The following is a 12,976-nucleotide window of genomic DNA, read 5'->3' on the forward strand; positions in this document are numbered from 1 at the left end:
AATGATGAAAAAAATAATATATAGTTTACTATTTTTCCTTGTATTAGGAAACGTAAACGCACAACAAACGCCTGCTAACAAACAAAGCACTGCCATTTCTATAGAAGGAGCAACTGCACACCTAGGAAACGGAAAAATCATTGAAAACTCATTAATTATGTTTAATGAGGGTAAAATTACTTTTGTAGGTTCTGCAATGGCAAAAATTGCAAGACAAGGAGCTGTAATTGACGCAAAAAATCATCATGTTTACCCTGGTTTTATTGCTGCAAATGCATCTTTAGGATTGGTAGAAATTGATGCCGTAAAAGCTAGTGATGATGAAGATGAAATAGGAACCAATAACCCACACATTAGAAGTTTAATTGCTTATAATGCCGAGAGTAAAGTGGTGGAATCTATGCGTCCTAATGGAGTTTTAATGGCACAAATTACACCTAGAGGTGGTACTTTTTCAGGTACTTCATCAATTGTACAATTAGATGCTTGGAATTGGGAAGATGCTGCCATTAAGGTTGACGATGCTATTCACATGAATTGGCCTGGAAGTTTTACGAGTGGCAGATGGTGGTTAGGAGAAGATCCTGCTTTAAAAGCAGATCCTAAATATCCTGCAAACATCGATAAAATTAAAGCTTATTTTATGGATGCTAAAAATTATTTAGCGAGTACTAAAACCAAAAAACACCTCCCTTATGAAGCTACAAAAGGTTTATTTGATGGTTCTCAAAGGCTATTTATTCATGTTAGTGGACAAAGAGAAATTACAGATGCTGTAACCATATCTAAAGATTTAGGAATTAAAAATATCGTAATAGTACATGGTGATGGTGCAGAAAGTATTGCTGATTTTTTAGTAAAAAATAATGTTCCAATAGTTTTAGATAGACCGCATAGAAACCCTAATTCAGAAGATGATGCGTATGATTACACCTATACTATAGCCAAAGTTTTAACAGACAAAGGTGTTGTTGTTAGTTTAGGTATGGAAGGCCAAATGGAACGAATGAATACAAGAAATTTACCTTTTTATGCGGGTACTTTTGCTGCGCATGGCTTAGATAAAGAAGTAGCTTTGCAATTGCTAACTTCTAATACTGCAAAAATTTTAGGTATCGATGATAAGGTGGGTACACTAGAAGTTGGTAAAGATGCCACTTTATTTATCTCAAAAGGCGATGCTTTAGACATGAGAGGAAATCAATTAATAAAAGCATATATTCAAGGTAGAGATATCAGTTTAGAAACTCACCAAACCAAACTTTGGAAAAGATATTCTAACAAATACAAAACTAAATAATAAATACTAAAAATAATGAAAAAGGCTCGCAATTGCGAGCCTTTTTCATTGTAATTAAATACTGTTTCGTTTTTCTTTTTTAGCTACTTTTTCTTTATCAAACAAAATTCAAATAATAATAAAGACACTATTTAACCACAATGTAAATGTCTAACTTTATTCTATTTTATACAATACCTACTATTAGGTATATTTGCAATAATGAAAGAAATTACTAGCATTCAAAATAGTTACATTAAAAACCTTCTTAAATTACAAGAAAAATCTAAAGAGCGTAAAAAACAAGGCCTATTTTTAATTGAGGGTAAACGTGAAATTTCTTTAGCACATCTAGAAAATTATGAGTTTGATACGGTTTTATTTTGTGTAGATTTAATATCAGAACAAGAAATCACAAAACTTTTTTATAATGATATTAATTTGATAAAAATATCAAAAGAAGTTTATCAAAAATTAGCTTATAGAACATCTACAGAAGGACTTATAGCCGTAGTAAAAACCAAAGATTTTTCTTTAAAAAATATCGGTTTTAAAAATTCAAACCCTTTAATTTTAGTAGCTGAAGGCATTGAAAAACCTGGAAATATTGGAGCTTTATTAAGAACTGCTGATGCTGCAAATGTAGATGCCGTTTTTATAGCCAATCCAAAATCAGACCTGTATAACTCTAATGTTATTCGGTCTAGCGTGGGTTGTTTATTTACTAATAATATTGCAGTAGAAACATCAGAAAAAATCATCACTTTTTTAAAAGAAAACAATATTAATATTTATAGTGCTACTTTGCAAAACTCAAATGAATATCATAAAGAAAACTACAAAAAAGCATCAGCTATTGTGGTAGGTACAGAAGCCACTGGGTTATCAGAAATTTGGCGTAAAAATGCCACACAGAACATAAACATACCCATGCAAGGTAAAATTGATTCTATGAATGTGTCTGTTGCAGCAGCAATTGTTATATTTGAAGCCAAGAGACAACGAAATTTTAAATAACAAGAAATGAAAATACTAGGTTTTGACATAGGAGGCTCAGGCATTAAAGCTGCAATTGTAGATACAAAAACAGGTGAACTGATCTCTGAAAGGCATAGAATTGCGACACCCAAACCTGCAACACCCGAAGCTGTTACTAAAGTTGTTCAAGAAATGGTAGAACATTTTAATTGGAAAAAGGCTGTAGGTTGTAGTTTTCCTACCACAATTGTAGATGGGCAGTGCATTCATTCTGGTAATTTAAGTGAAAAATGGTTAAATATTAAGGTTGATAAATTGTTTAAAAAAGCAACCAAACTCCCATTTTATGTTAGTAATGATGCTGATTTGGCGGGTTTATCTGAGGTAAGTTTAGGGGCAGGTAAAGATGAAAAAGGAGTAACCATTGTAATTACAATTGGAACAGGAATTGGTTCTGGCTTGTTTTATAACGGAAAACTTATTCCTAATTTAGAATTGGGTAAAATGTTACATACTGATGGAAAAATCATCGAATATTATACTGCTGATTCTGTAAGAAAAAAACAAGATTTATCTTTAAAAGAATGGGCTTTACGTTTAGATGAATTACTCAATTACGTTCGCATTGTATATTCGCCAAGTTTAATAATTTTAGGGGGCGGAATCAGTAAAAAATTTGATCAATTTAAAGAGTATTTAACAACAGACGTAAACGTTAAAGTTGCCGAATTTAGAAATAATGCAGGTATAATTGGTGCTGCCATGTATGCACATAAACGAATTAAAGATTAATGCAACCAACCACTTTATTTTACACCTTAATAGCAATCATTATTGTCAGTTTTATCATCGATAAAATTTTAGATGCCTTAAACACAAAACATTTTGACGATAAAATTCCTGAAAAGCTGGCAGATGTTTACAATGCTGATGAATACAAAAAATCGCAGGCATATAAAAAAACAAATGCTAAATTCTCTAACCTAACTTCTACGTTTTCCATAATATTAACATTAATTTTCTTTTTTGCTGATGGTTTTAAACATGTTGATGATTTTGCCAGAAATTATACAGATAATTCCATTTTAGTTGCTTTAATTTTCTTTGGGGTTATTATGTTGGGGTCAGATATTTTAACAACTCCTTTTTCGTACTACAAAACTTTTGTCATTGAAGAAAAGTTTGGTTTTAATAAATCAACCAAAAAAACATTTTGGTTAGATAAAATAAAAGGATGGTTAATGTCTGCAATTATTGGCGGTGGAATTTTAGCACTCATCATTTGGTTTTATGAAGTTGCAGGTGCAAATTTCTGGGTTTATGCTTGGGTTTTAGTAGCCATTTTTTCGTTGTTTATGAATATGTTTTATGCAAAATTGATTGTTCCTCTATTTAATAAACAAACTCCTTTAGAAGAAGGTGAATTAAAATCTGCGATTGAAAAATATGCACAAAAAGTAGGATTTACACTTAATAATATTTTTGTAATTGATGGTTCTAAACGCTCTACCAAAGCAAATGCTTATTTTTCTGGTTTTGGTGCACAAAAAAGAATTACACTTTTTGACACCTTAATTAACGATTTAGAAACTGATGAAATTGTGGCAGTTTTAGCACATGAAGTTGGGCATTATAAGAAAAAACACATCATTTTTAATTTGGTTTCATCAATATTACTTACGGGTTTTACATTATTTATTTTATCATTATTTATCGATTCTTCAATATTATCCAGAGCATTAGGGGTTGCAACACCTAGTTTTCATATTGGGTTAATTGCATTCGGAATTCTTTACTCGCCAATATCAGAAATTACAGGTTTATTTATGAATTATATGTCTCGTAAATTCGAATATCAAGCCGATAATTTTGCAAAAGAAACTTTTGCAGCTTTACCATTAATTACATCTCTTAAAAAATTATCGAAAAATAGTCTAAGTAATTTAACCCCTCATCCTGCATATGTTTTTATGCATTATTCGCATCCAACTTTGTTGCAAAGAATTCTAAATTTAGAAAAGTAATTCTTTGGCTGTTAAATTTTATTTGTTAAATTCACTAAAGTTTTAATCTAAGTCTTTCATCGAGTTTATGGAATATAATGCAACACCAGAAGAAGAAAACAAGGAGATAGCAAATCGTTACAAAGACTTGCTAAAAGGTACTTATGAGGTGTTATCTAAAGAAGATAAAGAGCTTATAAGAAAAGCCTTTGATATTGCTGTGGATGCACACTCCAAACAGCGAAGAAAAACAGGCGAACCCTATATATTTCATCCGATTGCTGTAGCTAAAATTGTAGCTATAGAAATTGGTTTGGGAGCAACTTCTATTGCTGCTGCTTTATTGCATGATGTTGTAGAAGATACGGATTATACTTTAAATGATATGGAGCATTTGTTTGGCGAAACTATTGCTCGAATTGTAAACGGTTTAACCAAAATATCGCGTTTAAATAAAGAGCAAGACGCTTCTATTCAAGCAGAAAATTTTAGAAAAATGCTTTTAACCTTACATGATGATGTAAGAGTTATTTTGATAAAAATTGCAGACAGATTGCATAATATGCAAACTATGGATGCCATGCCTGCACACAAACAAGTAAAAATTGCTTCAGAAACCTTATACATTTATGCGCCTTTAGCACATAGATTAGGTTTGTATAACATTAAAACAGAACTAGAAGACTTAGGCTTAAAATATACAGAACCTGAGGTTTACAACAGCATTATTAATAAAATAAAAGAAAGCAAAGAAGAGCAAAAAGCTTATTTACAGCAATTTTCTAAGACCTTGGGTGATGACTTGAATAAAGAAAATTTTGAATATGAAATAAAAGGACGATTCAAATCTATTTTCTCTATCAGAAAAAAAATGCAAAAGCAAAATGTTACTTTTGATGAAGTTTTTGATAAATACGCCATTCGAATTATTTTTAAGCCTATTTCTAAAGATGTAAAACATGATGCTTGGAAAATTTACTCGATAGTAACAGATAATTTTAGACCAAATCCTGCTCGTTTAAGAGATTGGATTTCTCAACCCAAATCTACGGGTTACGAAGCTTTGCACATAACTGTTATTGGGCCAGATGCAAGATGGGTAGAAGTTCAAATTCGTTCTGAAAGAATGAATGAAATTGCAGAAAAAGGATATGCCGCACATTTTAAATATAAACAAGGCGCAGATAATGAAAGTGGTTTAGAAACCTGGTTAAATAAATTAAAAGAAACTTTAGAAAACCAAAATATAAATGCAGTAGATTTTGTTGAAGACTTTAAACTAAATCTGTACGCTAAAGAAATTTACGTTTTTACACCTAAAGGAGATTTAAAATCGTTACCTAAAGACGCCTCTGCTTTAGACTTTGCCTTTTCTATTCACACAGACGTGGGCTTAAAATGTAGAGGGGCAAAAGTAAACGGAAAGTTAGTACCACTAAGTCACCCCCTAAAAAGTGGCGACCAAATTGAAGTCATTACAAGCTCTACCAACAAACCCAATTCTAGATGGTTAGATTTTGTGATAACTGCCAGAGCAAGAACTAAAATTAGAGCTGCTCTAAAAGAAGAAGAAAAGCTAATTGCAGAAGAAGGTAAAGCCATTTTAACCAGAAAATTACGTCATTTAAAAATACCTTTTAATGAAAAAACTATCAATGAATTGGTGGTATTTTTCAAACTAAAAACTAGTTTCGATTTATTTTATAGATTTGGTAATGGGGCTATAGATAATACACAACTTAAAGCATTTGTAACTCAAAGAAATAGCACCATTTTAAATTTCTTTAAAACAAAATTAAGACGAACCCCTTCTAATACAGAGGTTGATGACACTTCTGATGAAGTAAATAGTAAATACGATGCCTTAGTTTTTGGTAAAGAAGAAGAAAAATTAGATTACAAACTATCTAAATGTTGTAACCCAATTTCTGGTGATAAAGTTTTTGGCTTTTTAACCATTAATGATGGTATTAAAGTACATAAAATGAATTGCCCAAATGCAATTTCTTTACAATCGAATTATGCATATAGAATTATGCGTGCCAAATGGATAGACTCTACAAAACAAGACTTTAAAGCTGTTTTACAAATTAATGGAGTAGATCATGATGGCATTGTTAACAATGTAACAAGAATTATTTCTAGTAGTACAGGCGTATATTTACACAAAATAAATATTTCTGGTGATGAAGGTATTTTTGACGGAAAAATTTCGTTAAGTGTAAAAAACAGCTCTCAATTAAATAACCTAATTAAACGCATAGAAAAGGTAGAAGGCGTTAAAAAAGTAGAGCGTGTTAATAGAATGTAAATATCATTCTTAGAAAAGTGTATTTTAATTCAGAAATAACTGTAAATTTGTCTTTTCGTAAAATTCAAAACGATGAGTAATTCTCAGGACAACCAAGAAATAGTTAAAAAAGTTTTTACCGCTTATTTACAAGAGCATAAACACAGAAAAACTCCTGAACGTTATGCCATACTTCAAGAAATATACGATGCAGAAGAGCATTTTGATATAGAATCTTTATATATTAAAATGAAAAACAAAAACTATAGAGTTAGTAGAGCAACTTTATACAACACTATAGATTTGTTATTAGACTGCGGTTTGGTGCGCAAACATCAGTTTGAAGGACAATCAATGGCACGTTATGAAAAAAGTTATTTTGATAAAAATCATGATCATGTTATTTTTACAGATTCTGGTGATGTAAAAGAATTCTGCGATCCAAGAATTCAAATCATCAAAAAAACCATAGAAGATATTTTCGATATCGATATTCATAATCATTCGCTATATTTTTACGGAACTAAAAAGAAGAAATAATTCAGTTTTCACACACTTTACAATACAACAAACAATACAAAAAACAACAAATTAACACAACTAATGGCTGTAGATTTATTACTAGGATTGCAATGGGGAGATGAAGGTAAAGGTAAAATTGTAGATGTTTTAACCAAAAACTACGATATCATTGCACGCTTTCAAGGAGGTCCAAATGCTGGACATACTTTAATTTTTGATGGATATAAACACGTTTTACACACAATTCCATCAGGAATTTTTCATAAAACTGCCTTAAATGTTGTAGGTAATGGAGTGGTTATAGATCCTGTAATCTTTAAAAAAGAATTAGAAAACCTAGATAAACATAATATCGATTATACATCTAAATTATTAATTTCTAGAAAAGCGCATTTAATTTTACCTACACACAGATTGTTAGATGCTGCCTCAGAAACTTCTAAAGGTAAAGCTAAAATTGGTTCTACTTTAAAAGGAATTGGCCCAACTTATATGGACAAAACTGGTAGAAATGGAATGCGAGTTGGTGATTTAGAATTAGATAACTGGAAAGAAAAATACGATGCTTTAACAGAAAAGCATATTAAAATGCTAGAATTCTTTGATGTTCAAATAGAATATAATTTAGAAGAATTAGAAGCAGAATTCTGTAAAGGAATTGAAAAATTAAAAACTTTAGAATTTATTGATAGCGAAGCATTTTTAAATCAAGCAATAAAAGATAAAAAAACCATATTAGCAGAAGGTGCTCAAGGTTCTCTATTAGATATCGATTTTGGTACTTACCCATTTGTAACATCATCTAACACCACTGCAGCAGGTGCTTGTACAGGTTTAGGAGTTGCGCCAAATAGAATTGGCGATGTTTTTGGTATTTTTAAAGCCTACACAACTAGAGTTGGTTCTGGTCCTTTTCCTACAGAATTGTTTGATGAAGATGGAGCTACAATGGCTAAAGTTGGTCATGAATTTGGTGCAACAACTGGTAGACCAAGAAGATGTGGTTGGTTAGATTTAGTAGCGTTAAAATACGCTGTAGATGTTAATGGAGTTACCCAATTAATGATGATGAAAGGTGATGTACTTTCTGGTTTCGATACTTTAAAAGTTTGTACTTCTTACAACTATAAAGGCAAAGAAATTACACATTTACCATACAACATAGAACCAGAAAATGTTTCTGTAAATTATACTGAATTTAAAGGTTGGGAAGATGATTTAACTAAAATGACTTCTGCTGATGAATTACCACAAAATTTAATGGATTATATTTCTTTTATAGAAAAAGAAACTGGAGTTCCTGTAAAAATTGTTTCTGTTGGTCCTGATAGAAAACAAACAATTAGCAGATAATTCTAATAAAATAAAAGCAAAAAAAAGCATCTTTAAATAATTTAAAGATGCTTTTTTTATTGGTCTAAAACTTATTTTAAGTTCTCTATTTGCACTGTAATTACTTGCAATTTATTTTGTTCTGCTGATAAAGCACTTAGCAAAGCCTCTTTTTGGTTTTTAAAAGCTTCTTTTCTTTCTAATAAAATTTCATTGTAATATTCAATTCCTTTTTCTAAATTATTTTTGAATTTTAATAAATACCTCAATTGCTTTTTATCAATTGTAGTTTTTATTTCATTTAATTTATCTTGTAAATGATTTACATATAAAGACAATTCTTTAATAAACACATTTGGTCTGTCCTTTCTAGAAACCGAATTTGCTCTACCATAAATGTGATCAGTAATTCCATTTAAACTCATAATTTTATCAAAATAAGCCATATTAGGTCCAGGACAAACAGAAACCCCATCTCCTATTTTCTTGGTATCTAAATTGTTTAAAATAAGTGTAGAAGTACTTAACCCCACACAAATACAAGATTTCTCTACAATTTTATCAAAAGCTTTCTTTTTTTCTTCGGCATTTAAATCTAAACTATCTAATTGTTTTAATTTTAAATGTTGATATTCTCTAGATGCCACACACAAACCAGATTCTTTAAATTCTTTATTCAATTGAATAAATTTATTTGGGCAAGACGTTCCTGGTCTGTTTTTATCAATAAATTCCTGTTTTTGAATGTCTTTTGTATTTCCTTTCAAGGTATTAAAAGGTACCCCTAAAGGTGATGTATTACTCAAATACAAATCATTTTCTTTGGCTTTTATAAGTTTGTCCATTGTTTTATCATCTACACTTGTAGCTTCTGGCACTAATAAAAAAGGGCTTCCCCAACCTACAGAATCTAAATCGTATTCCTTTAACAAAAAAGAATGTTCTTCTTCATTACCTACTCCACCTTGTGCTGTAATTTTTAATTCCAAATCGTTTTTTGGTATCGTTTTTTGGGCTTCTTTTAAAGCATCAAACAATAAATTTTTGGTTTGTTCTTTTAAAATTTCTTTATTTTCTTTAAACTCTTTTAGCACAGGCCCCATTAAAAAACCATCAGTTGCAAAAGCATGTCCACCACAATTTAAACCAGATTCTATTCTGTATTCTGAAACCCATAATCCTTTTTTAGCTAAAAATTTACCTTGAATAAAAGCAGATCTATAATCGCTAACTTTTAAGATTATTTTCTTTTTGATGATGCCATTTTCATCAGGAAAAAAATCGTTAAACTTACTGATATAAGTATATAACTTAGGATTCATTCCTGCAGAAAGTACTAAAGACGATGCCAATTTACTTTCAGCAAAACCACGCAAAGCAGCATGAGCATCATTATATTCTACAGGTAACATTTCTTTATTCAGGTAGTTTTCTTTATCAACTTTTGTCATGATATTTACATCAATACTCCCCTTTTTTAAATTTTTGTTAGCCCATTCTTTTAATTTGTTAAAATCGACACCTTCTTCAGTAAGTTTTAAAAAATCTTTTTTAACATCAGAATATTCTGGCAACATATTGATGTATGCTTTTAAAGCGGAACTTTTTTCTGATGTTATGCTTTTAAGTTGATTAAATTTTTGCTCTGTTTGCTCGTGTAATAAATTTAGATAAGATGTTATTCTTTTTGCTCTAAAATCATCCACTTTATCAGATATTTCTTGATATGGAATTTGAAACTTTTCGCTATAAAGTTTGCGCATTTTTTCTACCAAAATGTCATCAACCAAAGAAATTACAGAGTCTATACCATATTGTGCTACTTTTAAGGGCGAATCTATTGTAAAACCAATACCCATAACTGGTATATGGAATGTATGTGCGTTGTTCATTTTAAAATTCAATTATTTTACTAGTTTTAAATTAGTTGCAATGTATTTATTATGAAAACTGTAAAAAATGATTATTATCATAGAAAAATAAGTAACCTTATAAATTCAATTAACGGGAAGCTGAAGTTTGCTTTTAGAAAAAAATCATACTACAGATTTTTTAGATGCTTTTAATCAGACTGATAAAAATCATGTTATTAACTAATATTTATTGCAAACTTCGCATAAAATATGATATAACATGATACATTTAGAAAATAAAACCGTAGGAAATATCGTAACTGAAAATGTTAATACAGCACAAATTTTTCACAAATATAAGATTGATTTTGGCTTTCATGGAGATGTTATGTTGAAAAAGGTTTGCAAAAAGAAAAAACTAAATATTGATCGTTTAATAACAGAATTAAATTCGGTTAACCCAAACAAATTTTATCTCAAAGACTATAATAATTGGAAATTAAATTTACTAATTAGCTTTTTAATTGATGTACATCACCACCACAAACAAGATGATATTTTGTTGCTAAAAAAATTAGCGAATCAGGTTTATAAAAATTATGGTAATACATATTCAAACACAAAATATTTAATTCAAACTGTAATTTCTATTTCTGATGATTTATTAATGAAAATGAATTATGAAGAAACAATTATTTTTCCACATATCAAAAAACTAATAGCGGCAAACTCAGACTCAAAAAGCAGTTTTTCTATATACCCTGTTTTAAGTAATAATATTTCAACCATCGAAAAACAACGCATTATTGTTTCAGATAAATTTAATACCATTGTAAATTTTACAAATGATTTTAAATTGCCCAATAATGCCAGCAAAACCTTTCAACTGTTTTATCATAAATTAAAGAAGTTTCAATTTTATCTACAAGAGCACAATCATATTGAAAAAAATATATTATTACCCAAAGCTTTACAGTTAGAAGAATCTTTAATTCACAAAAAATAAAATATTCACTTTTCTTTAATATCATACACTTAACTTTTCATTATTTTTGTGGCAAAACAACTACTTTTGAAAAGACTATTTTTCATCTTCTTCACGTCTTCTTTTTTTATTTCATTTTCTCAAGAAAAATTGAAAAACGAACAACAAAAAAAAAGAATTGAGTATAAAGCAGAAATTCAAGAAGCAGACGAAGCAAAATACCCAGGTGCAACTGTGCTTATTGGTAATGTAAAAATGAAACATGCTGGTATTCACCTAACTTGCCAACAAGCCTTATACTACCGAAAACAAAATTTTTTCAAAGCTATTGGAAATGTACTCATAAAACAAGGTGATACCATTACGCAAACTAGTGATTATGTAGATTATGATGCAAATGCCAAACAAGCTCTTTCTTGGGGAAATGTGGTGTTAACAGACCCTACAATGACGTTAACAACAGATACGTTACAATTTGATAGAATAAACCAAAAATTATACTATCAGAGCTATGCTACAATTAAAGATACCACCAATACTTTAAAAAGTAAAAACGGAAATTATTATTTAGAAAATAAGAAATTTACGGCAACCACAAGAGTAACTGTAGTAAACCCAGAGCATCATTTAGCATCTAATCATTTAGATTATTATACAGACTCTGGCTTAACCTTTTTGTATGGTCCATCTACCATAACAAATACAGAAAACGAAAATAAACTATACTCAGAAAAAGGGTTTTACAACACTAAAACCGACATCTCTCACTTTACAAAAAACGCAAAATTGTTCTTAAACGAACGTACTATTGAGGGCGATAGTTTGTATTATGATAAAAACCGAGGATTTGCCTCTGCAACTAACAATATTCAAGTAATTGATACCGTTCAAAATTTTGTATCTAGAGGAAATTATGCTGAGTTATTTGAAAAAAAAGATTCTTTATACATCATAAAAAAAGCAGTTGCCATTTCTATAGTTGATAAAGATTCGATGTTTGTTCATGGAGATACCTTATTGGTTACAGGAAAACCAGAACAAAGAATTGTACGCACATACCATAATGTAAAGATTTTTAAATCTGATTTACAGGGAAAGTGCGATTCTATTCATACCAACCAAGCAACTGGGTACACTAAAATGTATAGAAATCCTGTAATTTGGTCAGATAAAAATCAAATTACAGGAGATAGTATTTACTTACAATCAAATGTTGAAACCGAAAAATTAGACTCGTTAAAAGTGTTTAATAATGCGTTTATTGTATCTAAAGATTCTTTATCAGAAGATGACTTTAATCAAATTAAAGGTAGAAATATGTTTGGTAAATTTTACAATAACAAACTAAAATTGTTGCTTGTTAAAGGAAATGCAGAATCTGTATATTTTAATAGAAATGAACAAACTCAAGTATTAGAAACTATTACCAAAGAAATTTCTAGTAATATTGAATTTACTTTAGAAGACGGACAAATACAATCTATAAAATATTTAAAAGATTCTGATGGTCTTACATATCCACCTTCAAAACTTCCTGATGAAGTTAGAAAATTAAAAGGGTTTATTTGGCGAGAAAGTGAGCAACCAAAACGCAAAGAAGATATTTTTATCAAAAATGAGATTAACAAAGAAAATGATGAGAAAAAAAAACCACTTAAAGATAAAGAGTTACTTAAACCAAACGCCGTTTTAGATAAAAAAAAGAGTAAAAAATTACCCTTAAAAAAACAATAG

At 29.8% G+C, this 12,976-nt stretch carries 10 protein-coding genes; 9 read left to right on the forward strand and 1 reads right to left on the reverse strand.

What is annotated here, in order from left to right; all coding sequences use genetic code 11:
- The first annotated feature begins 4 nt into the window (after positions 1–4).
- The 7 genes from ACW9UN_RS06815 to ACW9UN_RS06845 all read left to right on the forward strand — a co-directional run bounded on the left by ACW9UN_RS06815 (position 5) and on the right by ACW9UN_RS06845 (position 8,425).
- Positions 5–1,300 carry an amidohydrolase family protein gene (locus ACW9UN_RS06815; protein WP_459485133.1) on the forward strand — a complete coding sequence of 432 codons (1,296 nt, stop codon included), beginning with the start codon at positions 5–7 and terminating at the stop codon, positions 1,298–1,300.
- Positions 1,301–1,501: 201 nt separating this feature from the next.
- Positions 1,502–2,296 (forward strand): TrmH family RNA methyltransferase, encoded by a 795-nt coding sequence (locus ACW9UN_RS06820; protein WP_459485136.1) that lies wholly within the window; start codon positions 1,502–1,504, stop codon positions 2,294–2,296.
- 6 nt (positions 2,297–2,302) lie between these two features.
- Positions 2,303–3,049: a polyphosphate--glucose phosphotransferase gene (ppgK, locus tag ACW9UN_RS06825; protein WP_459485138.1), complete on the forward strand. Its 747-nt coding sequence runs from the start codon at positions 2,303–2,305 to the stop codon at positions 3,047–3,049.
- Positions 3,049–4,281 (forward strand): M48 family metallopeptidase, encoded by a 1,233-nt coding sequence (locus ACW9UN_RS06830; RefSeq protein WP_459485140.1) that lies wholly within the window; start codon positions 3,049–3,051, stop codon positions 4,279–4,281. Before ppgK ends, ACW9UN_RS06830 begins: the two co-directional genes overlap by 1 nt.
- A gap of 67 nt (positions 4,282–4,348) precedes the next feature.
- Complete coding sequence (locus ACW9UN_RS06835; protein ID WP_459485142.1) at positions 4,349–6,571, forward strand: RelA/SpoT family protein; 2,223 nt, start codon at positions 4,349–4,351, stop codon at positions 6,569–6,571.
- A gap of 72 nt (positions 6,572–6,643) precedes the next feature.
- Positions 6,644–7,090, forward strand: a complete 447-nt coding sequence (locus ACW9UN_RS06840; RefSeq protein ID WP_459485143.1) for a Fur family transcriptional regulator — start codon at positions 6,644–6,646, stop codon at positions 7,088–7,090.
- A gap of 63 nt (positions 7,091–7,153) precedes the next feature.
- Positions 7,154–8,425: an adenylosuccinate synthase gene (locus tag ACW9UN_RS06845; protein WP_459485144.1), complete on the forward strand. Its 1,272-nt coding sequence runs from the start codon at positions 7,154–7,156 to the stop codon at positions 8,423–8,425.
- A 71-nt stretch (positions 8,426–8,496) separates the two neighbouring features.
- Here the strand turns inward: ACW9UN_RS06845 and ACW9UN_RS06850 are convergent, their stop codons facing one another.
- Positions 8,497–10,296 (reverse strand): hypothetical protein, encoded by a 1,800-nt coding sequence (locus ACW9UN_RS06850; protein WP_459485146.1) that lies wholly within the window; start codon positions 10,294–10,296, stop codon positions 8,497–8,499.
- A gap of 241 nt (positions 10,297–10,537) precedes the next feature.
- Between ACW9UN_RS06850 and ACW9UN_RS06855 the strand changes: the two genes are divergently transcribed.
- Together ACW9UN_RS06855 and ACW9UN_RS06860 are read left to right on the forward strand one after the other, a co-directional pair.
- Positions 10,538–11,263, forward strand: a complete 726-nt coding sequence (locus ACW9UN_RS06855) for a DUF542 domain-containing protein (RefSeq protein WP_459485148.1) — start codon at positions 10,538–10,540, stop codon at positions 11,261–11,263.
- A 129-nt stretch (positions 11,264–11,392) separates the two neighbouring features.
- Positions 11,393–12,976, forward strand: a complete 1,584-nt coding sequence (locus tag ACW9UN_RS06860; protein ID WP_459485150.1) for an OstA-like protein — start codon at positions 11,393–11,395, stop codon at positions 12,974–12,976.

This window comes from Polaribacter litoreus, from assembly GCF_054584775.1.